Origin of the sequence: Hymenobacter gelipurpurascens (assembly GCF_900187375.1) — a bacterium.
Lineage (GTDB): Bacteria > Bacteroidota > Bacteroidia > Cytophagales > Hymenobacteraceae > Hymenobacter > Hymenobacter gelipurpurascens.
On the sequence record NZ_FYEW01000003.1, the window covers coordinates 39304 to 61591 of the forward strand.

General features: G+C 57.9%; 17 protein-coding genes. 11 read left to right on the plus strand and 6 right to left on the minus strand.

All coding sequences use genetic code 11. The features are described 5' to 3' along the window. Nucleotides 1–14: 14 nt before the first annotated feature. Nucleotides 15–782 carry a carboxypeptidase-like regulatory domain-containing protein gene (locus tag CFT68_RS18485; protein ID WP_088845167.1) on the minus strand — a complete coding sequence of 256 codons (768 nt, stop codon included), beginning with the start codon at nucleotides 780–782 and terminating at the stop codon, nucleotides 15–17. Between the two features lie 193 nt (nucleotides 783–975). Here CFT68_RS18485 and CFT68_RS18490 point away from each other — a divergent pair, with 193 nt between their 5' ends. Together CFT68_RS18490 and CFT68_RS18495 are read left to right on the plus strand one after the other, a co-directional pair. After that, a complete protein-coding gene (locus tag CFT68_RS18490) occupies nucleotides 976–2742 on the plus strand; it encodes an amino acid permease (RefSeq protein ID WP_245815448.1) in 1767 nt (588 codons plus the stop codon). Nucleotides 2743–2857: 115 nt separating this feature from the next. Next, nucleotides 2858–7708: a DUF3320 domain-containing protein gene (locus CFT68_RS18495; RefSeq protein ID WP_088845504.1), complete on the plus strand. Its 4851-nt coding sequence runs from the start codon at nucleotides 2858–2860 to the stop codon at nucleotides 7706–7708. Between the two features lie 80 nt (nucleotides 7709–7788). Here CFT68_RS18495 and CFT68_RS18500 read toward each other — a convergent pair whose 3' ends face one another. Together CFT68_RS18500 and dusB are read right to left on the minus strand one after the other, a co-directional pair. Further along, nucleotides 7789–8748: a DMT family transporter gene (locus CFT68_RS18500; RefSeq protein ID WP_088845168.1), complete on the minus strand. Its 960-nt coding sequence runs from the start codon at nucleotides 8746–8748 to the stop codon at nucleotides 7789–7791. A gap of 175 nt (nucleotides 8749–8923) precedes the next feature. Further along, a complete protein-coding gene (dusB, locus tag CFT68_RS18505) occupies nucleotides 8924–9913 on the minus strand; it encodes a tRNA dihydrouridine synthase DusB (protein WP_088845169.1) in 990 nt (329 codons plus the stop codon). 57 nt (nucleotides 9914–9970) lie between these two features. On the opposite strand from dusB, the gene CFT68_RS18510 reads away from it, so the two are divergent. From CFT68_RS18510 to CFT68_RS18525, 4 genes are all read left to right on the plus strand, one after another. Next, the gene (locus tag CFT68_RS18510) at nucleotides 9971–11017 is read left to right on the plus strand and encodes a CPBP family intramembrane glutamic endopeptidase (RefSeq protein ID WP_088845170.1); all 1047 of its coding nucleotides are present in this window, start codon (nucleotides 9971–9973) and stop codon (nucleotides 11015–11017) included. A gap of 86 nt (nucleotides 11018–11103) precedes the next feature. After that, nucleotides 11104–12054: a phosphatidate cytidylyltransferase gene (locus CFT68_RS18515; protein WP_088845171.1), complete on the plus strand. Its 951-nt coding sequence runs from the start codon at nucleotides 11104–11106 to the stop codon at nucleotides 12052–12054. A gap of 299 nt (nucleotides 12055–12353) precedes the next feature. After that, a complete protein-coding gene (locus CFT68_RS18520) occupies nucleotides 12354–13643 on the plus strand; it encodes a Glu/Leu/Phe/Val family dehydrogenase (RefSeq protein ID WP_088845172.1) in 1290 nt (429 codons plus the stop codon). A gap of 232 nt (nucleotides 13644–13875) precedes the next feature. After that, complete coding sequence (locus CFT68_RS18525) at nucleotides 13876–14556, plus strand: phosphatidylserine decarboxylase family protein (RefSeq protein WP_088845173.1); 681 nt, start codon at nucleotides 13876–13878, stop codon at nucleotides 14554–14556. A gap of 64 nt (nucleotides 14557–14620) precedes the next feature. On the opposite strand, the gene CFT68_RS18530 is transcribed toward CFT68_RS18525, so the two are convergent. The 3 genes from CFT68_RS18530 to ribD form a co-directional block, all read right to left on the minus strand. After that, complete coding sequence (locus CFT68_RS18530) at nucleotides 14621–15154, minus strand: dihydrofolate reductase family protein (protein WP_088845174.1); 534 nt, start codon at nucleotides 15152–15154, stop codon at nucleotides 14621–14623. A gap of 21 nt (nucleotides 15155–15175) precedes the next feature. Then, complete coding sequence (locus CFT68_RS18535; protein ID WP_088845175.1) at nucleotides 15176–15658, minus strand: GAF domain-containing protein; 483 nt, start codon at nucleotides 15656–15658, stop codon at nucleotides 15176–15178. An 84-nt stretch (nucleotides 15659–15742) separates the two neighbouring features. Next, on the minus strand, nucleotides 15743–16783 hold the full coding sequence (gene ribD / locus CFT68_RS18540) for a bifunctional diaminohydroxyphosphoribosylaminopyrimidine deaminase/5-amino-6-(5-phosphoribosylamino)uracil reductase RibD (protein WP_088845176.1): 1041 nt from the start codon (nucleotides 16781–16783) through the stop codon (nucleotides 15743–15745). 114 nt (nucleotides 16784–16897) lie between these two features. Between ribD and prmC the strand changes: the two genes are divergently transcribed. From prmC to rfbB, 5 genes are all read left to right on the plus strand, one after another. Beyond that, a complete protein-coding gene (gene prmC, locus CFT68_RS18545) occupies nucleotides 16898–17749 on the plus strand; it encodes a peptide chain release factor N(5)-glutamine methyltransferase (protein ID WP_088845177.1) in 852 nt (283 codons plus the stop codon). Between the two features lie 192 nt (nucleotides 17750–17941). Beyond that, a complete protein-coding gene (locus CFT68_RS18550) occupies nucleotides 17942–18535 on the plus strand; it encodes an acyltransferase (RefSeq protein WP_212590443.1) in 594 nt (197 codons plus the stop codon). A gap of 48 nt (nucleotides 18536–18583) precedes the next feature. After that, nucleotides 18584–19879, plus strand: a complete 1296-nt coding sequence (locus CFT68_RS18555; protein WP_088845178.1) for a nucleotide sugar dehydrogenase — start codon at nucleotides 18584–18586, stop codon at nucleotides 19877–19879. A gap of 81 nt (nucleotides 19880–19960) precedes the next feature. Beyond that, entirely contained in the window at nucleotides 19961–20989 is a 1029-nt protein-coding gene (gene galE / locus CFT68_RS18560) for a UDP-glucose 4-epimerase GalE (RefSeq protein WP_088845179.1), read from the plus strand. A gap of 113 nt (nucleotides 20990–21102) precedes the next feature. After that, entirely contained in the window at nucleotides 21103–22155 is a 1053-nt protein-coding gene (gene rfbB, locus CFT68_RS18565; protein ID WP_088845180.1) for a dTDP-glucose 4,6-dehydratase, read from the plus strand. Nucleotides 22156–22288: the final 133 nt, after the last annotated feature.

Here is a 22288-nt window from a genome sequence, read left to right on the forward strand (position 1 = left end):
CACTACTTTGCCTCCTACCAGCGCTGAAACGGCCGCTTCATGCGCTGCCATATACCGCGCGGGCTGTACCAAGGCACTGTGCAGTATCCGCCCACTACCAAATGCTCACCGCTAAGCATGCGCGTATCGGGGGCCAGGTCAACGGTAAGCGCTTCCATGTGCTGCGGGCTGATGGGAAGGTACTGGGTCTTGTACCCAACGAAGCTGAACTGCAGCGGTATGGGCTGACTGTCGCGAAAAGCTTCGGGCAACACCAGCTCAAAGGTTCCAGCCTGGTTGGAACTGACGCCTATAGTAGAGCTTGCTACCAGTACGGTTACGCCCGGCAAGGGCTCATGCGTAACCGAATCCTGCACCACCCCGCGTACCACCAGCGGCGGCAGGAGTGTGGGCGCTACCGATGTAGCGGGTTGCGCCACCATGCCCATTGTAATGGTTCGCTGCACTCGAACAGGAACTGCCTGCTGCGCCCCTACTGCTGGCGCCGCCGCAGTGCCCAGGCCTAGCAGCGCCGCCACAGCCAGCAGCCGTTTGCGCCAGGAAGCACCAGAATCAGGCAGCGACTCCATCAGCGGCCGGCCGAGCTGCTCCTCTCGAAACCGCCCGCACCCGGCACCCGCCGACTGGCCTACGTAGGCCAGTACCTCGGCATCAGTCATGCGGGTAAAATCCACGACTACCTTGTTGCAGGCGGCGCAGTGGCGGCCCTGGGCGGCAGGCGTCATAGTTTGCCAGTTCTCGTGGCAGGGCTTCGGGATGGTGAGCGTGGGGCGGTGGTGCATGTGTCAGCAGGTTTGGTTTGCTGAGTTGATGCCGCGCCAGGCCACATTCCACACGGTACCACTGAATTTATTTGGTAAGACAGGCAGGAGCAACACGATTCTGCATTACACCCAAAAGGACAACCGCGCCCCACAACGTGCAGCCCCACGCATTATTCTGTATCTTTTGCCCCCTTAACCTCTCACTACCGCCTTGCCTACACCTCTTCCACCCTCGCGCCTCAGCGGCCTGTTTCGCCGCAAAAGCCTGACTGATATTCTGCACAACCCGCCCGCCGATGCCGAGGGCCACAGCTCCGGCGGACTGGAGCGCCACCTCACCGTCCGCGACCTGACGGCGCTGGGCATTGCCGCCGTTATTGGCGCGGGCATCTTCAGCACCATCGGCAACGCCTCCCACGATGGCGGCCCGGCCGTATCGTTGTTGTTCGTGTTTACGGCTATTGCCTGCGCCTTTTCGGCGCTGTGCTACGCGCAGTTTGCGGCTACTATCCCCGTGAGCGGCTCGGCCTATACCTATGCCTACGCCTCGTTCGGGGAGCTGGCCGCCTGGATTATCGGCTGGGCCCTGATCATGGAATATGCCGTTGGCAACATTGTGGTGGCCATTTCCTGGTCTGATTACTTTACCGGGCTCATGGATGGGATAGGGGTGCACATCCCGTCTTACCTCACCATGGGCATGCAGAGCGCCCATAAGCATTACAATGAGGTGCTGGAGCTCATGCAGTCCGGCAAAGCCCTGACGGAAGCCACGCCCACGCAACTGGAAGGCTACAAAGCCTGGGCCAGCGCCCCGGAGCTATTTGGTGGCCTACGCCTCGTTATCGACCTGCCCGCCGGCCTGATTACGCTGCTCATCACAGCCATCGTGTACATCGGTATCAAGGAGTCGAAAAACGCTTCTAACCTACTGGTGCTGTTGAAGTTGATTGTAGTAGCCACGGTTATTGGGGTAGGCGTATTCTACGTGCAGCCCGGCAACTGGACTCCCTTCGCCCCGAACGGCGTGGGCGGCGTGCTCAAAGGCGTATCGGCGGTATTCTTCGCTTATATCGGCTTCGATGCCATTTCTACCACGGCCGAGGAGTGCAAAAACCCCCAGCGGGATTTGCCCAAGGCCATGATCTACGCGCTCATCATTTGTACGGTACTCTACGTGATTATCACGCTGGTACTCACCGGTATGGTGTCGTATAAAGAGCTTGGCGTAGGCGACCCACTGGCGTTTGTGTTCCAGAAAGTCGGCCTCAACTGGCTGGCTGGCGTGGTGGCCGTATCGGCCATTTTTGCCATGGCCTCGGTGCTGCTCGTGTTTCAGATCGGTCAGCCCCGCATCTGGATGACCATGAGCCGCGACGGACTGCTGCCGCCCGTGTTTGCCAAAGTGCACCCCAAGTTTCACACGCCTTCCTTCAGCACCATCGTCACGGGCTTTTTCGTAGGCGTGCCAGCTCTGCTGCTGAATATGGACCTAGTAATTGACCTCACGAGCATCGGGACGCTGTTTGCGTTTGCGCTGGTGTGCGGCGGCATCCTCGTGATTGACCCCCACGGCCAGAGCGATGCGCGTTTCAAGGTGCCCTACATCAACGGCCAGTTCCTCGTGCCGCTTATCATGTTGATAGGCCTAGGCCTGCTCTTTGCCTACAACCAAACCGGCCTCACCGAGTTCTGGAGCGCTGTGCGCGGCGACGGCGGCTACGACGAGTTCCGCCACTATATCCCGATGCTGGTGTTCATCCTCTCGTGCGTTATTCTGGCATGGCTCTCGTTCCGTAAGCGCCTCTCCCTGCTGCCCACGCTGGGCCTGCTCACCAACCTTTACCTGATGACCCAGCTCGGCATCAACAACTGGCTGCTCTTCTTCGGCTGGCTGATTATCGGGCTGGCGCTGTACTTCAACTACGGCTTTAAGCACAGCAAACTAGGCTTGAAAAAAGCGGTAGTAGCGCGCTAGGCCAGTCTGGCTATTCCAGTAGTTTTCCAAACCCGTCGGCGCCTGTTGCTGGCGGGTTTGTTTGGTTGATGGCCTGATTTTCTTTGCCTATCTGCTACCCGTTTTCTGCACCAGTATGTCGGCTGATCTATTTGCCTCCTCCCTAGCCACCCGCCTGGAAGCCTCGCGTCAGGAATTATTAGATCTGGGCTTGCGCAATCCGCTGCTCAACTTTCGGCTTTCGAAAGCGCAGGGCGTGGCCGTGGTGCAGGAAGAGGCAGCGGCGGTGTACGAGATGCTGGTGCGCCAAGGCAAAACCATGTACTTCCAGGCCGCGCCCGAACCAGCCAAGCAGAAAACAAGCGCCGAAGCAGTGGCGCCCGCAGCTCTAGGCCACTCCGCGAGCGGGATGCTGGAAGCCGATGAAACCCCGGCTACTTTGCTTTCAGCCTCCGAAACGTTGGAAGGCGAGGAGGAAACGGCGGAGCCAGCACTGGAAACCCCGCTCGTCAAACGACCAACCGAAGCGGAGCGGCAGGCCTTGCTCACCAACAACAAGCTGCAGACTGCCGAGTCGCTGGCCAAGCTAGAGAGCCGCTTACTCAATACGTATTACACCGCCCGCACCAGCCTGGAAGAGCAGGGCGTAAACATTCTGTACCTGGCCCTGGGCATGCTTACCTGGTACGAAGACAGCAGCAGCGAGGAGGCGCGCCGGGCCCCGCTGGTGCTGGTGCCCGTGCTGCTGGAACGGGGTACCGCTGCCGAGCGGTTTAAGCTGCGCCACACTGGCGCCGAGGTGGAAGGCAACCTCTCGTTGCAGGCCAAGCTCAAAGCCAGCTTCGGACTGAGCTTGCCCGAGTGGGACGAAGAGGCTGGCGTGGAGGCCTACTTGGCTGTAGTGGCAAAAGCCGTGCAGGGGCTGCCCCGCTGGCAGGTAGAGCCGGGGCAGATTGCCCTGGGCTTCTTCTCTTTCGGGAAGTTTATGCTCTACCGCGACCTGGACCCCGCCAACTGGCCTAGCGAAGCCACCCTGCTCGACCATTCCGCCATTCAGGCGCTGCTGGGCACCGATACCGGTTTCCAGGATGCCCCACCCAGCCTCGACGACACCGCTTTCCTCGACACGGAAAGCGCCGCACATGAGCTGCACCAGGTGCTTGATGCCGATAGCTCACAACTGCTGGCGCTGCTGGCGGTGCAGGAAGGCCGCAACCTAGTGGTGCAGGGCCCGCCCGGTACCGGCAAGTCGCAGACCATTGCCAACCTGCTGGCCGAAGCCATTGGGGCGGGCAAAAAGGTGCTGTTCGTGGCCGAAAAAATGGCGGCGCTGGAAGTGGTAAAGCGCCGATTGGACGCCCTAGGCCTGGGCGCCGCCTGCCTGGAGCTGCACAGCCATAAAGCCAACAAAAAAGCCCTCCACGAGGAGCTGAAAGCCACACTTAGCCTGGGCCGGCCCGCTACGGCCGCCCTGGTAGAAGACCAAATGGCCCAACTGCCACGCTACCGAACAGCCCTGAATAACTATGCCTTGGCCGTGAATGCGCCGCTAGGCCACAGCCGGCGTACGGCCCAGCAGGTGACGGGCGAGCTGCTACAGCTGCGCGAAGAAAACCAGGGTGTAGAACTGCCGCGCATTCCGTTTCCGGACCTCGCCACCTGGACGGATGCCAAAGCTGCCCACGCCGAAACCCTGGCGGCCCAGCTGCAAGCTGTTCTGCAGAAAATCGGGGTGCCGCAACAGCTGCTGTTCTGGGGCAGCGAACTGACGGTGCTGCTCCCCGCCGATCAGGCCGCTCTTGCCACCCAACTCCGTGAAGCACAAGCAGCGTTGAGTACGTTGCAGGAAGCCGCGAAAAAATTGGCTGAACACTTAGGTTTGACCATGCCCGCCGAGCGAACGGCCGCCGAGCAACTGTTGCCCGCTGCCCGACATGCCCAACTGGCCCCGCCGCTGGCCGGCATGACCGTGGCCGATAGCGCCTGGCTGCAGCAAGTCAGCACAATTCAGGAATTGTTGCAGGCCGGAGTGGCCTACACTGCCCTGCGACAGGCGCACGAAGCTACGCTGCTGCCTGAAGCCTGGGACCAGCAGCTGCTCTCAGAACGCGCGTCCCTGTTAACCGCCGGCGACAGTTGGTGGAACTTCCTCAACGGCGACTACCGCCGCGCCCGCAAGCGCCTGCAAAGCCTATGGCGCGGTCCGCTGCCAAAGGAATCGGATGGGCTGGTTGTGGTCATAGATGCGATTCACGAAGCCTCCCGTCATGCCCGAACTATCACGGATGCGAGTGGCCTAGGCCAGCAGCTTTTTGGGACGATGAACTGGCAAGGGCTGCGTTCCGACTGGCCTAGACTGATGAAAGCGCAGCAGTACCTGACCCTGACGCACCAGCGAATTTCCCGGGGTGAGTTGCCGACGGCGCTGCTGGCCTACCTGCAGCAAGGCGCTTCTCCGGACCACATCATGGCCCCGCTAGCCGCCCTGGAAACCGCCCTGGCAGGGCAGCGCACCGCCCTGCAGGCCGTAGTGGAGGGCCTGCAGCTAAACGAAGCCCGCCGCTTCGGGCCCAATGGGCGGCTGCAGTTTCAATCATTTGAAAATCAGCTGGAAATACTAGCCAGTTGGGCCGCCGATTTGCCCGCTTTGCGCGCCAGTACGGAGTGGAACAACGTAGCCGCCAGCGTACAAGCGGAGGGGCTGCCGGAACTACTGACCCTGGCCGAACGCTGGGGGCCAGCCGCCCGGCATCTGGTAGGTGCCGTGCGCCAGACATGGCTGGAGTACCTCCAGAAACTGGCCTACGAGCAGCCCGCTCTCCGGCAGTTCGAGCGCACCAGCCACGAAGAAACCGCCGCCCGCTTCCGGCAAGCCGACCGCGACGCGCTGTACCATCATCGGGTGCGGGCCATGCGCCAGCATTTTGAGCAGCTGCCGCACCCGCAGGCAGGTGGGCAAATGCTGCTGCTGCGCAATGAATTCGCCAAGAAAACGCGCCACCTGCCCCTGCGCAAGCTCATGCAGCAGGCGGGCCGGGCAGTGCAGGCCATCAAGCCCATCTTCATGATGTCGCCGCTGTCGGTGGCCAATTTCCTGCCGCCCGGCGCCGTGGAGTTCGACCTTGTGGTGTTTGATGAAGCCAGTCAGGTGAAGCCCGTGGATGCTCTGGGCGCCATTGCCCGCGGCAAGCAGCTGGTGGTAGTCGGCGACTCTAAGCAGTTGCCGCCCACCTCATTCTTTGATTCTTTGACGGGCAGCGGTGAGGAGGCTGACGAGGAAAATGTAACAGCTGATATCCAGAGTATTCTGGAGCTGTGCAAGGCTCGCCAGATGCCCGAGCGGATGCTGCGCTGGCACTACCGCAGTCTGCACCAAAGCCTGATTGCGGCTTCCAACCATCTGTTTTACGAAGATAAGCTGGTCATCTTCCCCAGTCCCGGCGGGCAGGGGCAGCTCGGGCTGGTGTACCATCATTTGGCTAACACCCACTACGAGCGCGGCACCACCCGCACCAACCCGCTGGAAGCCCAGGCCGTGGCCGAAGCGGTGCTACACCATGCCCGCACCACGCCGCGCCTCACGCTGGGGGTGGTAGCCTTCAGCACGGCTCAGCGGCAAGCAATTCAGGACGCGCTGGAGAAGCTGCGCCGCCAACACCCCGAAACGGAGGAATTCTTCAATCGCCACCCCCACGAGCCGTTTTTCGTCAAGAATCTGGAAAACGTACAGGGCGATGAGCGCGACGTAATTCTAATCAGCGTGGGCTACGGGCGCACCAAGGAGAGCTACCTCACCATGAGCTTTGGGCCGCTGAACGGCGAAGGTGGCGAGCGGCGCCTGAACGTGCTCATCACGAGGGCCAAGCAGCGTTGCGAAATCTTCACTAACCTCACCGCCGACGACCTAGACCTGAGCCGTACACGTGCCAAAGGGGTGGCGGCCCTCAAAACCTTCCTCAACTTCGCCCAGCATGGCCGCCTGAACCAGAATGAGGAAACCGGGCGGGCCATGGAGTCGCCGTTTGAGGAGGCAGTATACCGCGCCCTCACAGCCCGGGGCTATCAGGTGCGGCCCCAGATCGGCAGCCAGGGCTTTTATATTGATCTGGCCGTAGTGGACCCCGACCAGCCCGGGCGCTACGTGTTGGGCATTGAGTGCGACGGGGCCATGTACCACAGTGCTCGCTCGGCCCGCGACCGGGACCGGCTGCGCCAGCAGGTGCTGGAAGCCGTGGGCTGGCGCTTGCACCGCATCTGGAGCACAGACTGGTTTCGCAGCCCCGCTGCCGAAACCGAGCGTGCCATTCAGGCTATTGAAGAAGCCCGCCGCCTTGCCACCCTCGACGATTCTGATGAGCCGGAGGAAGTGGAAACGGCTGTAGTACCACTGGAACTTACTGGCATTGAGCGAGAAGAATCCCACGCCACCCCCGTTACCCTGGCCGAGCCCTACCAGATGGCGCAGCTGCCTGCCGCGGTAGGCCACCGGGAACTGCACCAGCACAGCCTAGGCCAGTTAGCCAACTGGCTTACTTCCGTTGTGCGCATCGAAAGCCCGGTGCATCTGGAAGAAGCTACCCGCCGCTTGGCGCTGGCTAGCGGAGCCAGCCAGGTAGGAGCACGTATCCGGAAATCGGTACAGGATGCCGCCCTGCTGGCCCAAAACCTACGCCACTTGCGCCGCCAGGGCGACTTTTTGTGGGAAAATACCATGCAGCAACCGCCTCTCCGCGACCGAAGCAATCTGCCCACCATATCCCGCAAGCTGCCGTTCGTAGCTCCCGAGGAGCTAGCCCGCGCCCTGCGCACCGTAGTAGAGCAAAGCTTTGCTATTCCCCGCGAGGCCGTGTTTCTGCCTACTGTGCGCCTATTGGGCTTCAACCGCCTATCAGAGGAAATGCGTCAGCAGCTGGAGCCCGCCCTGGCTGGCCTACTGGAACGCGGCGAGGTGGAGGAAGTAAACGGCGTACTAAAACCAACTGCTTGAAGCAGGCCTAGGCCAGTCGCTTCTATTTGATAAGGTCCTTCGTGGGGTTCAGGATGATGTGCCTCTTTACTTCATTCCCATTACTTCGCCCGATGAATAATGGCTACACTGATCAGAATAATCAGCATGCCCAGCAGGTGCCAGAGGTTAAACTGTTCGCCATCCAGCAGGCCCCAGCCCAAGGCCATTATCGGGACCAGGTAGGTATTGGAGGCGGCAAACAGAGCCGTGGAGCTTTGGATGAGCTTGTTAAACAGCACCATGGCTACGGCTGTGCTCATGGTGGCCAGCAGCGCAATGTAGCCGAAGGCCGTCCAGGCGCCGGGTACGGTGGCTAGCTTATGCAGGAACTGGGTGCCCAGCAGCAGGTAGGCTAGGGCTGGTCCGCCAATAAACAGGAGCAGCAACCCCGTGACAGCCAGCGCCGGAATGCCACTGAAATGGTGCTTGATGATGTTGACACTGAAGCCGTAGCCCAGCGTAGCCAGCACAATATAAAGGCCATACCACGCATTGCTCTCGCCGCTCGGCGTGGCATCGCCACCGCTGCCGCCTAGCAGCATCAGCACCACGGTACCAGCCAGGCCTAGGCCTATCCCAAACACGCGTAGGCCAGTCAGTTTCTGCCCAAAGAAAGCGGCCCCAACCACCAGCGTAAATACAGCCGTAAGGGCATTCAGGACCCCCGCCAGGCCAGACGCCATCCGGGTTTCGGCATAAGCAAACAGGAAGGCCGGAATGAGGGTGCCCACCACGCCGCTCAGCACCAGCCATTTGAACCGGCTGCGCTCTACTTTGCCAATATGCTTTAGGGCAAACGGCAGCAGCAGAATAGCCGCTACACTCACCCGGGCCGCGCCCAGCTCCACCGCCGAAAACACCACCAGCCCTTTCTTCATCAGAATGAAAGAAGTACCCCAAATAGTGGCCAGCACCAGCAGCAGAACCCAAGCCGACGCCGGCGTGCGATGAGGTGGAGGCCCCGCAACCGCTGGCTGAGCAGGAGCAGAGGTAACGGCCGGGGCAGGGGAGGAGGGCATGTGGGGCTGGGTGGTGATAGAGCGAAGGGAGGGGAGAACGAGAAAAGAGAAAGAGCCGCAAAAAGACCGTCATGCTGAGCGCAGTCGAAGCATCTCTACCGCTTCGTCCTCACGATTGAGTTAGCCAGCGGTAGAGATGCTTCGACTGCGCTCAGCATGACGGTCTAATTAAATCCTAGCCCACCAGAATCGGCTCGGCGGCAATGATTTCGTCCATGATGCCGTGGATTTCTGCCGGGTCGTTGCTGTCTACTAGGCGGGTGCGCCACTGGCGGGCTCCTTCCAGGCCCCGGAAGTACTGGGCGTAGTGGCGGCGCATTTCAAACACACCGGCACGGGGGCCTTTCCATTCTAGGCTTTTTTCGAAGTGGAAGCGGCAGGCTTGCACGCGCTCTTCTACCGTGGGTGGCGGCAGGAGCTGACCCGTGGCAGCGTAGTGCTTCACCTCCCGGAAAATCCAGGGGTAACCGATGGCGGCTCGGCCAATCATCACACCATCTACGCCGTAGCGGTTTTTATACTCCACGGCTTTCTGGGGCGAATCGATGTCGCCGTTGCCGAAGATGGGGATTTTGATGCGCGGGTTGTTCTTGATGCGGCCAATCAGGTCCCAGTCAGCGTCGCCTTTGTACATCTGCACGCGGGTGCGGCCGTGCACCGTCAGAGCCTCAATCCCGATATCCTGCAGGCGCTCGGCTACGTCTTCCACGTTCTTGGTAGAGTCGTCCCAGCCCAAGCGGGTTTTTACCGTCACGGGCAGGTGCGTGGCCTTTACAACGGCCGAGGTCATTTCCACCATCTTGGGGATGTCGCGGAGCAGAGCGGCACCGGCGCCGCGACAGGCCACCTGTTTCACGGGGCAGCCGTAGTTGATATCGATGAGGTCGGGGCCGGCTTCGGTGCTGATGCGGGCGCACTCGCCCATTGTCTCCACATCGGAGCCAAACAGCTGAATGCCGATGGGCCGCTCGTAGTCGAACACATCCAGTTTCTGGCGGCTTTTAGCGGCCGCCCGAATGAGTCCTTCCGAAGAAATAAACTCGGTATACATCAAATCGGCGCCTCCTTCCTTGCACACGGCCCGGAACGGAGGGTCCGAAACGTCCTCCATGGGGGCAAGCAACAACGGGAAATCGGGCAGGGCAATATTGCGGATGTGTACCACGGCAGGCTATTCTAGTATTTTGCGCAAATTTACGACACTTCCAACTCTTACCACCCTATGAAAGGTTTCGTCTCCAGCCGGTTGCATCCCCTTGCCAACCTGGCGCTGCTCCTGGTGCTGCTGGTAGCGACCTTCAGCCTGTCGATGTTGCTGATAGCCGTTTGCAGCAATTTGCTGTTCGGCGTAGGCCTCTTAGAGATTGGCAACGTGCAGCAATCTCCGCAGTATTATCCGAACGGTTGGGGCATTTCGATGCTTAGCCAGGGATTGTTGCTGCTGGGTGCATTTGGTGGAGCTGCCATGGTAATGGCTTCTTTGACAGGGTTTAAGCTGGCTGATTATTTTGCGCCGCGTAGGCCAGTGCCCTTCTGGTGGCTGCTGGCGGCGATGGTCCTGATTATAGCCAGTCTGCCCTTTATGTCGGGGCTGATTGACTGGAACGCGCACGTGCATTTTCCGGCGTTCCTGCACGATTGGGAAGTGAAGGCCAGAGAGCTGGAAGAAAAGGCCCAGGTCATTACGCGGTTTCTCACTCGTTTCACCTCGTTCAGCCGGTTTTTAGTTGCCCTGCTGGTTATTGCCGTAGTGCCGGCCGTAAGCGAGGAGCTGTTTTTCCGGGGTGTGGTGCAGCGCAACCTCGTGCAGTGGGTGGGCCGGCATGGTGGCATCTGGCTGGCGGCGGCTATTTTCAGTGCCATCCACTTTCAGTTTCTGGGGTTTGTGCCTCGCTTTGTGCTAGGCCTGGTGCTGGGCTATTTGTATGAGTGGAGTGGCAACATTCTGGTGCCTATGGCGGCCCACTTCACCCAGAATGCCTTCCAGATAGTGCTGCTCTACATTCAGCAGCGGCAGTGGTCGGCTACCGCCTTCGACCCCGACTCCACGCAGGCGCTGCCCTGGCCTATGATGCTGCTTTCCCTAATCTTTTGCGCGGCTTTGTTATGGGTACTGCGCCGCTATATGCAGGCGCCGCAAGCCGACGAGCTGCCCACCGAAATGCACACGCTCAGCAGTGGAGGCATTGCCGTAGCCTCCCCCGAAACGCCCACTGCCGCCCGCACCCTCAGCCACCACGGCGTAGATATCACCCGCGAAAATAAATAAGGAGCTATTCTATAGTGGCCTAGCGGCAACGCGTACGCCACTCTGGGTTTTGCTTTGCCCCCATAACTCTCCAATCTCCCTCGTCCTTGCCCACTTCTTCCGCCCCCATTCCTTCCCCGGCCACCGAACCCGCGGCTGGTAAGCCGCCCATGTCCAATCTGGCGCAACGCATCATCTTCGGCCTCATTGGGGCGGCCATGTTGCTGGGCAGCGTGTGGTATAGCTCCTGGACGTTTGCGCTGTTCTTCGCGGCCGTGCAGGCCAAGATGCTCATGGAGTTTTACCGGATGATGCAGAAGGCAGGTTATAAGCCGGCAGCATTGTTGGGCGGGAGTATTAGTGTTTTACTGTTCATCGGCGCGTTTGCAGTAGTAAGCATAAAAAATGTTGCTGGTTCAAGCGACCCTGCCTTTCACATAGTAGCCAGCAATGCAGTGCGCTTTGCTGGTCCTATGCTACTAGGCATTATCTTGTTGTTGCCAGTTATCTTGATTCTGCGGGAAATGTATGCCTGGCCGCGAGAAAATCAGCCGTTTGCGCCCTTTTCCAATGTGGGGGTAGCACTGCTAGGCCTGCTCTACGTGAGCTTGCCGATGAGCTTGCTGAATCTGGTGGCCTTTAGTGGTGGGGCCAGCTACGACTACCGCCGCATCTTCGCGCTGTTGCTGCTGGTATGGTCGTCGGATATTGGGGCATACGCAGCGGGCAAAACCTTCGGCAAGCACAAGCTGGCCCCAAAAATCTCACCCGGCAAAACCTGGGAAGGCGCCATCGGGGGCTTCCTGCTGACGCTGGCCATGGGCTGGGCGCTGGGCTACTTGCTGCCGGAGCTTTCCTTGGCCTACCGCCTGGTGGTGGCAGGCGTAGTGGCCGTATTCGGCCCGCTCGGCGACTTAGCTGAGTCTATGCTCAAGCGCAGCGTCGATGTGAAAGACTCCGGTAAAATTATGCCCGGCCATGGCGGATTACTCGACCGGTTCGATGCGTTTCTGTTTATTCTGCCGGTGCTGGCGCTGCTACAGCTGGTGTTTGGCTAGGCCACTTCCATAACGTTCACAGTGTATTTTAAAAAGCCCGCAGATAGGTTTCTGCGGGCTTTTCTGTATTCATTAGGGAAGTAATATAAATAGTAGCCAGACTAACGCGTGTTTGGTGCTGTTTTTGTGCCTGCGAGTGGCCTAAGAGTAGGGCTAGGCCAGCATGCACCCCACCCGGTTCGCCTTGCGTATGGCATAAACCTACTACCTTTGACCACCTGATTTTGTGCGCGACAACGGGCTCCCACCGCCTTTCGTCGCCGTTTTTATTTCCTCACCCACCCCAACCCTAACCCCGTATGGCTGCCACCACGGTGTACAAAGAACCGGCTCCTCGCGTAGATGCCGAAAATCCCCTCGAGTCCATGATGTCGCGTTTCAACGTGGCCACGGAAATTCTGGGTCTCGATGACGAAACCTACAACGTCCTCAAAGCCCCCGACAAGCAGGTAATTGTGCACATCCCTGTCACAATGGACAATGGCAAAGTGCGCGTATTTGAAGGCTACCGCGTGGTGCACAACACCATTCTGGGTCCTTCGAAAGGCGGCATCCGCTACGATAAGAATGTGCACCTGGATGAGGTGAAGGCCCTGGCCGCCTGGATGACGTGGAAGTGCGCTGTAGTTGACTTGCCTTATGGCGGTGCCAAAGGCGGTATCATCTGCGACCCCACTACCATGAGCGCCGGCGAAATTGAGCGCCTCACCCGTGGCTATACCCTGGCCATGAAAGACGTTTTTGGCCCCGACCGCGACATTCCAGCTCCTGATATGGGTACTGGCCCCCGCGAAATGGCGTGGCTGATGGATGAGTTCTCCAAAACCGTAGGCGCTACCTCACCTGCTGTTGTAACCGGCAAGCCCTTGGTAATGGGCGGCTCATTGGGCCGCACAGAGGCTACGGGGCGTGGCGTGATGGTATCGGCGCTGGCCGCTATGAAGAAGTTGGGCATGGATCCACACCAAGCATCGGCCGCTGTGCAGGGCTTCGGCAACGTGGGCACCTGGGCCGCCAAGCTGCTCAGTGAGCAAGGCGTAAAAATCAAGTGCATTTCTGACATCAGTGGCGCTTATTGGAACGATAACGGCATCAACATTGATGAAGCCGTGGCCTACAAAAATGCCCACAAAGGCCGCCTCGACGGCTTCAACGGTGCTACACTCATGGATGACGCCGACGACCTGCTCACGTCTGAGGTAGACGTGCTGGTGCCTGCGGCGGTAGAAGATGTTATCACGGAGCACAACGCGCACGACATTAAAGCCAAGCTGATTGTGGAAGGTGCCAACGGCCCGACTTCGGCCTCCGCTGACCCTATTATCAATGAGAAGGGTATTATGGTGGTACCGGATATTCTGGCCAACTCGGGCGGCGTAACGGTGTCCTACTTCGAGTGGGTGCAAAACCGCCAAGGCTTCAAATGGACCGAGGAAATGGTGACCGAGCGCGCCGACCGGATCATGAACGATGCCTTTGAGAAAGTGTACGCCACCAGCCAGAAGTACAACATCCCGATGCGCATTGCGGCCTACGTGGTAGCTATTGATAAAGTAGCCCAGACGTACAAGTTCCGTGGCGGTTTCTAGGCCAGTTCCAGCAACCAACTGCTTTTAAAAGGAAGCGTTTTTGGTAGCTAACTGGGCTGTGAGCCCGAACTAACTATATTTGTTTCCGGATAGCCCGGGCCGGTGGCTCGGGCTATCTTTATGCAAGTAGGCAAGTCGTTTCCTTCATGGAATCATCCGTCTGCTGGGCTCTGTTTCTGGAAAAAGCGTCTGAAGAAGCGAAATTCACGTATTCAGCGCAAATCAGTGATTTATGAAAATTCACAAAGAAGGACGACGTATTCTGTTCTTTACGTTGCTGGCCCTGGTGGTCGTCAACTTACTGCTCTTTCGCTATAATGCTAGCTACGACGATTTTAATAAAATCTTTGCGGGCATTTCGGTCGTCGTTTTTCTGGCACTGCTCCAGTTTTTCCGGAGCCCGGCCCGTCGTCTGTTCACTCACGAAGACCTGATTATTGCCCCGGCCGATGGGAAAGTGGTGGTGATTGAGGACGTGCTGGAGCCAGAGTATTTTGATGATGTGCGCAAGCAAATCAGCATTTTCATGTCGCCGATTAACGTGCACATCACCCGCAATCCTATTTCGGGCATTGTGCGTTACTTCAAATACCATCCGGGCAACTACCTGGTGGCCTGGCACCCCAAGAGCAGCACCAAAAATGAGCGCACCACGGTGGTGGTAGAAACCGAAGCTGGTCCGTTCGTGCTGTTTCGCCAGATTGCGGGCGCCATGGCCCGCCGCATTGTGTGGTACGTGAATGAAGGTGACGAAGTAAGCCAGGGCGAAGAGTTCGGCTTCATCAAATTCGGCTCCCGCGTGGATATTTTCGTGCCCGTGGATACGGAAGTGAAAGTCCAGATCGGCGAGAAAGTAAAGGGTGGCCAGACCATCATTGCCCAGCTCAAAACGGAAGCTCCTTCTTTGTTTTAGATAACAACTGGCCTAGCGCATAAAAAAGCCCTCCTGTACAATTACAGGAGGGCTTTTTTATGCGCTAGGCCACTTTCAGCAACCGGTAGTGGAGCAACGTCAGGCCATCGGGCCAGGTGTGCGTGCGCAAGAGCTGCAATGGTTGCGGATGTTTCTGCGGATGCCAGAGCGGAATGCCGGCGCCTAGCAGCAGAGGTACTGTAAAGAGCATTAGCTCATCTACCAGTCCAGCGGCAAGCAGGGGCGCGGCCAGAGTGCTGCCCCCAATTAGCCAGATGGTGCCACCCGGCTCATGCCGCAGCAGCTGCACAAATTCTACGGGGTCAGTTGATACAAACTGAACCGATGGATGAGCGGCCTCGGTAGGCGGCTGATGCGTGAACACATAATTGGTGAGCGTGGGGTAGGGCCACTCACCAAAGGTGAGCACCTGCTCGTAGGTTACGCGGCCCAGCAAGGTAGCATCCACGGTAGAGAGGAACTCTTCGTAGCCGTAATCCTCGCCGGGCGGAGGAGTCGGCAGCCAGTCTGCCGATCCATCGGAGGAGGCAATGTACCCATCAAGGCTGGCGGCGATGTAGAGAACAACGTTGCGCATCAGGCGGCAAGGGTAAGTGGGTTAAAACCAGTGGGCCGCCGATAGCATAAGTTGCTCCAGGGCCTGCTGATCGGCGGCATCAAAATCGTTGAGCTGGTCGCTGTCCACGTCCAGCACTGCCACAACCTGTCCGTCTTTCAGGATAGGCACTACGATTTCCGACTTCGAATCGGAGCTGCACGCAATGTGGCCGGGAAACTGCTCCACATCGGGCACAAGAATGGTTTCGGCCCGGTCCCAGCTGGCACCGCATACGCCTTTGCCGCGCCGGATGCGCGTGCAGGCAATGGGGCCTTGGAAGGGGCCTAGCACCAGCTCGTCGTCTTTCACCAGATAAAAACCCACCCAGAAAAAGCCAAATGCCTGGCGCAGGGCCGCGGCCGTATTAGCCAGATTGGCCGTCAGGTCGGGCTCACCCGTGGTTAAGGCCTCAATTTGGGGGAGGAGCTGGCGGTATTGCTCGGTTTTGCTAAGGGTAGTGTCGAGGTGCAGTTCTTCGGCCATTGCTCAAGGAAAAAGGATAGAATAAGTGCTGGGTAAACAAGCCAACACAGCAAAGGTATGGCGGGCAGCCAGACTTGAGGTGGCCTAGAGCCGATGGTAAACGAACACCTCATCTTCCCCGACCCTGAATTGCTCGTGTAGGCCAGTCAGACCCTGGTGCGGAGCCGTCACGCCGCCTTTGAGTTGCTTCGGGCTTCTGATGACGCGCGCTTCGTCCCAGAGGCCATCTTTCAGCAACGAGTTGAACACCGTGGGCCCGCCCTCCACCAGCACCGACTGCACATTGCGCTCATAGAGGTTGTGCAGAATCTGCGGAAACAGGTCATCGGCCTCCGACAGAGTCATGAAGTCCAGGTTAGGCATGTTGGTTCGCTCTCGATAGGTGTAGACCACGGTGGGCTGACTACCATCAAGCAAGTGGTGCGTGGGAGGCAAACACAAGTTCTTGTCGATGACGAGGCGAATAGGGTCCTGACCGGGCCATTCGCGGGCGTTCAGGCGAGGGTTGTCGTGCAAGGCTGTGCGGGTACCCACCAGAATGGCCTGCTCCTCCGTGCGCCACTGGTGCACCATAACCTGCGCCAGCGCCCCGCTGATAGCTACCGGCTGAAAGTAGGGGCCGGCCAGATAGCCATCGGCTGTTTCGGCCCATTTCAGCACTACATACGGCCGCTTTTGCTCTTGAAACGTGAAAAAGCGACGGTTCAGCCAGCGTCCTTCTTCCTCCAGCACCCCGATTTCTACCTGAATGCCTGCCTCGCGGAGCTTGGCAATGCCCCGGCCGGCCACCAGCGGGTTCGGGTCGAGGTTGCAGACAACTACTTCTGCCACGCCTTTCTCAATAAGTAAGTCGGCGCAGGGTGGGGTTTTGCCGAAATGGGAGCATGGCTCCAGCGTCACGTACACCCGGCTGCGGGGCAGCAGCTCCGGCTCTGCCACGGCCGCTACGGCATTTACTTCCGCGTGCGGTCCGCCATACTGCTGGTGCCAGCCCTCCCCGATAATGCGGCCGTCATAGGTAATAACGCACCCGACGATAGGGTTTGGGCGGGCGTGGCCCGTGCCCAGGCGGGCCAGGTCGAGGGCACGACGCATCATGAGCAGGTCGAAGTCGGGAGTAGGCATAGCTCGGCAGTTGGTGGGGGGGGTGAAGATACAAAACTAGTGGAGCGAGCCAGCCTCGAGCGCTAGGCCACTAGGCCACTCCACTACGCCGCGGCAGTTGGCTACCTTTGCCGGATGCCCACGCTCCGCCAGATTACCTCCGATCTTTCCACGGCTCTGCAAGCCATTTATCCGCCAGCCGAAGCCGACTCAATGGCCGGGCTGCTGCTGGAGCATGTGCTAGGCCTCTCGCCCCTGCAGCGCCGGATGAATGCAAACGAGCCCGTATCGGAGCAGGTCCTGGAGCACCTGCCGCAGCTGCAGGCCCGGCTCTTGACCCACGAGCCGTTGCAATACGTGTTGGGCACCGCGCATTTTGCTGGCCTAGAGCTGGAAGTAACTCCCGCCACCCTCATTCCGCGCCCCGAAACGGAAGAGCTGGTAGCGATGATTCTGCGGGAGCAGCAGGGGCGAAGTGGCCTACGGATTCTGGATATAGGCACTGGCTCAGGCTGCATCCCGATTGCGCTCGGCCTAGGCCTATCCGGCAGCTGCCTCACGGCCGTCGATATATCGACCGAGGCACTGGCCGTAGCCCGACGCAATGCGGTTACCTATGCCGTGCCTATCCACTTTCAGCAGGTAGATATTCTGACCGCCGAACCACACCTGCCTGCTCCGCTTGATGTGCTGGTAAGCAATCCGCCGTACGTGCTGGAAGAAGAACGCCTCCAGATGCGGCCTAATGTGCTGCAGTTTGAGCCTGCCACCGCCCTCTTCGTCCCGAACCATGATCCGCTCCTGTTCTACCGACGGATTGCGGCCCTAGGCCAGCAGTGGCTTCGCGAAGGCGGAGCACTTTATTTTGAGATAAATGAACAGTACGCCGTCGCTACCGCCGACATGTTGCGCCAACTGGGCTACACGCAGGTAGAAGTACATGCCGACATTTTCGGTAAAGACCGGATGGCCAGGGCCACTCGCTAGCCAGTTGAGAGAAAAGAAGTTGCGCCCACGTACTTCGTGGAGAGCAAAAACGGACCCTATGTACGGGTGGGTTTAAAGGCCTTCAGAATTCTCCACAAAGGCTTAACTCGCATCCGTTCAAACTTCTACCCAATCAAACTGCCAAAACCCTTACCTTTGCCGGCTGAATTTCTTCTGTCCAACCCTCCCGGCATGCCCGAGCCTTTGGCTTACTTTGCGCACCCCACTGCTATCCTTGACGAAGGGTGCCGCATTGGCAATGGCTGCCGAATCTGGCATTTTTCGCACGTAAGTGCGGGCGCTGAGTTGGGGGAGAACTGCTCCTTGGGTCAGAATGTATTTGTGGCCGATGGGGTGCGACTAGGCCGTAATGTGAAGGTGCAGAACAACGTTAGCCTATATACTGGCGTAGAGTGCGCCGATGATGTGTTCATCGGCCCCTCCGTTGTCTTTACAAACGTGCTCAACCCCCGCTCTGCCGTTTCGCGTCGTCATGAGTACCAGGCTACTATTGTGGCGCAAGGCGTTAGTATTGGCGCCAACAGCACGATTGTTTGTGGAACCCACTTGGGCGAATATGCCTTTATCGGGGCTGGCTCCGTGGTAACTACCAGTGTGGCACCTTATGTGCTGGCCTACGGAAACCCCGCCCGGCCCCGTGGCTGGATGAGCGAACAGGGGCACCCATTAACTTTCAATGCTGCAGGTCTGGCCACCTGCCCGGAAAGCGGCCAACAATATTACCTGACCAACCATCAGGTTTCCCGTATTAATCTCGAATCATAAGCTAGTAGCTTTTTCCGTTTTAGCTCTCAAGTTTCTAAGTCCCTACCCGTGTACGAGCAACTCCTTCAGAAGCAAACCAAGCTGGCCGTCATTGGCCTTGGCTACGTAGGCCTGCCTATCGCCCTCGAATTCGCCCGCAAAATTCAAGTCATCGGCTTCGATATCAATGCGAAGCGCGTAGATCAAATGCGCAACAATATTGACCCTAGCGGCGAGCTGGAGGCCAAAGATTTCGAAGGCTGCGATATTGAGTTCACGGATTCGCTGGACGTGCTGCGCGAGGCCACGTTCTACATCGTGGCCGTGCCTACGCCCATCGACGAACATGCTCAGCCCGATCTGAAGCCTCTGTTGGGTGCTTCTTCCTCCGTAGGCAAAGTGCTCAAAAAAGGAGACTATGTGGTGTTTGAAAGCACTGTATATCCTGGCTGCACCGAGGAAGACTGCATCCCCGTAATGGAGAAACTCTCGGGCCTGAAATTTCCCGATGACTTCAAAGTAGGCTACTCCCCAGAGCGCATCAACCCCGGCGACAAAGAGCATACGCTTTCCAGCATCGTGAAAGTAGTAGCCGGCTGCGATGCCGAGTCGTTGGAAGAAATAGCCAAAACCTACGAGCTGGTAGTAAAAGCCGGTGTGCACCGGGCCAGCAGCATCAAAGTAGCAGAGGCAGCCAAAATCATCGAGAACACTCAGCGCGATGTAAATATTGCGTTGATGAACGAGCTGTCGATGATTTTTGACCGCATGAGCATCAATACCTACGAGGTACTGGAAGCTGCCGGTACCAAGTGGAACTTCCTGAAGTTCTCCCCTGGCCTAGTGGGTGGTCACTGCATCGGCGTCGATCCATATTACCTGACCTACAAGGCCAAAGAGCTGGGCTACGATGCCAAAGTGATTCTTTCGGGCCGCACCACTAACGACAACATGGGGGCCTACATCGCCCGCAAGACGGTGCAGACCATGATCAAGCAGGGCAAGGATGTCTCCAAAGGCCGCGTGCTGGTAATGGGCGCTACTTTCAAGGAAAACGTGGAAGATATCCGCAACTCCAAAGTGGCCGACGTAATTCAGGAGCTGAAGAACTTCTCCGTTAACGTAGATATCATTGACCCCCACGCCGATTCTGAGGAGCTTCACCACGAGTACGGTTTCCGTCTGACACCTGCCGACGAAGTGCGGACGGATTACGATGCTATCATTGTCGCCGTTAGCCATCTGGCCTACACAACCTTGGATGAGGACTACTTCAAGTCAATCACCAACCAGCCGGCTGTAGTGGTGGATATCAAAGGCCTGTTCCGCAACCAGATTCAGGACCTCACTTACTGGAGTTTGTAGCGGTAAAACAATGGTCTAGTGAGTTGACGGCATAACTCACTAGGCCACTGTTTCATTATCTAATTCTTATTTCACCTGAACATGGAACGCACGAAAATCCTGGTAACGGGCGGCGCAGGCTATATTGGTTCGCACGCAACGGTAGAGCTATATAACGCCGGCTTTCTGCCAGTCATCGTTGATAACTTCAGCAACTCGCAAGAGTCAGTGCTGGGAGGTATCGAGAAGATTCTGGGAGTGAAAGTGCCGTTTCATAACATCGACTGTAACGACGAGGAAGCGCTGCGCGCCGTGTTTGCGGAAGAAGGCAACCTACGGGGTGTGATCCACTTCGCGGCCTTTAAAGCTGTAGGAGAGTCGATGGTGAAGCCATTGGAGTACTACCGCAACAACGTAGGCTCCTTGCTGACCTTGGTTTCGGTGATGCGCGAGTTTGGGGTAGAGGCGCTGGTGTTCTCCTCTTCGTGCACAGTGTATGGTACGCCAGACCAATTGCCCGTTACGGAGCAGACTCCTACTAAAAAAGCCAACTCGCCTTATGGTGCTACCAAACAGATGTGCGAAGACATTCTGCAGGATATAGCAGCCGTACCAGGTCAGACGTCGCGCACTATTCTCTTACGCTACTTCAACCCCGTTGGTGCACATGCCTCTGCCGAGATTGGGGAGCTACCACTGGGCGTACCGCAAAACCTGGTGCCTTACGTAACCCAAACCGCTGCTGGTATCCGGGAGCAGCTGACCATTAACGGCGACACCTACGATACGCCCGACGGCACCAATATCCGTGACTACGTGCACGTGGTAGATCTGGCCAAGGCGCACGTGGTGGCTGTGCAGCGTTTGCTGGATAAAAAGGGGGAAACCATCGAAACCTTCAACGTAGGTACGGGCCATGGCAACTCGGTGCTGGAAGTGGTGCAGGCGTTTGAGCGGGCGACGGGCGTAAAGCTTAACTACAAAATCGGCCCGCCGCGCCCCGGCGACGTGCCCGCTATTTATGCCGATGTAACAAAAGCTACCGCCGAGCTAGGCTTCAAGACCAGCGCTACTTTGGAAGAGGCTCTGGCCAGCTCCTGGAAATGGCAGCAGCATTTGTCGCAACGGTAGAATAAGGCCTAAGAATGCATCTGCATTAGACAAGGAAACCACTTTGTTGCCCTTCATAAAGTTGCTTTGCCAAGCTTATTAAAACGAGGAGCACTCAGTAAAATAAGTAGAATATGAAAATCATCATCACCGGCGGAGCTGGCTTCATTGGGTCGCACGTAGTGCGCTTGTTCGTGACAAAGTATCCGGAGTATCAGATTCTGAACTTGGATGCCTTGACCTACGCTGGCAACCTGGAAAACCTGCGTGATATAGAATCGGCGCCTAACTACCGGTTAGTGAAGGGTGATATCACTGATCAAGCTTTCGTTGATCAGCTTTTTGCTCACGAAGAGCCAGATGCAGTGATTCACTTAGCGGCGGAGTCACACGTTGACCGCTCCATCACTGATCCGCTGGCTTTCGTGAAAACGAACGTATTGGGTACAGTCCATCTGCTGAACGCTGCTAAAAACCTGTGGAAGCCACTAGGCTACGAGGGTAAAACGTTCTATCACGTTAGCACTGACGAAGTGTATGGCTCCCTGGATTTTGGCCCGGAAATGTTCACGGAGGATACCAGTTACGACCCTCGCTCGCCCTACTCGGCTTCCAAGGCCTCGTCAGACCATTTCGTGCGGGCCTGGCACCACACATATGGCCTGCCTATTAAGCTGAGTAACTGTTCCAATAACTATGGACCAAATCACTTCCCTGAGAAGCTGATTCCACTAGCTATCCACCGCATTCAGCACGGGCAGCCAGTGCCAGTATACGGCAAAGGAGAGAACGTGCGCGACTGGCTCTTTGTGAAAGACCACGCTACGGCTATTGATGCCGTTTTCCATAAAGGCACTCTGGGCGAAACTTATAATATCGGCGGCGTAAACGAGTGGGCCAATCTGGAGCTGATACACTTGCTATGTGATACGCTGGACGAGAAAACCGGCAAAGAGAAAGGCACCTCGCGCAAGCTCATCACGTTCGTGACGGACCGCGCGGGCCACGACCTGCGTTACGCCATTGACAGCAGCAAAATCATGAATGAGCTCGGGTGGAAGCCATCCGTAACGTTTGAGCAAGGATTGTCGCAGACGGTAGACTGGTATCTGGAAAACACGGATTGGCTTAACAACGTGACTAGCGGTGCCTATCAGGAGTACTACCAGAAGCAATATAATCGGTAGGAAAAAGAGCACGTCATGCTTGATCTGACGTCCGCTTGCCGAAGCATCTCTACTGCTGACGTTTGAATAGTAACCAGGCGAAGCGGTAGAGATGCTTCGACAAACTCAGCATGACGTGCTGATTATTTTAAGA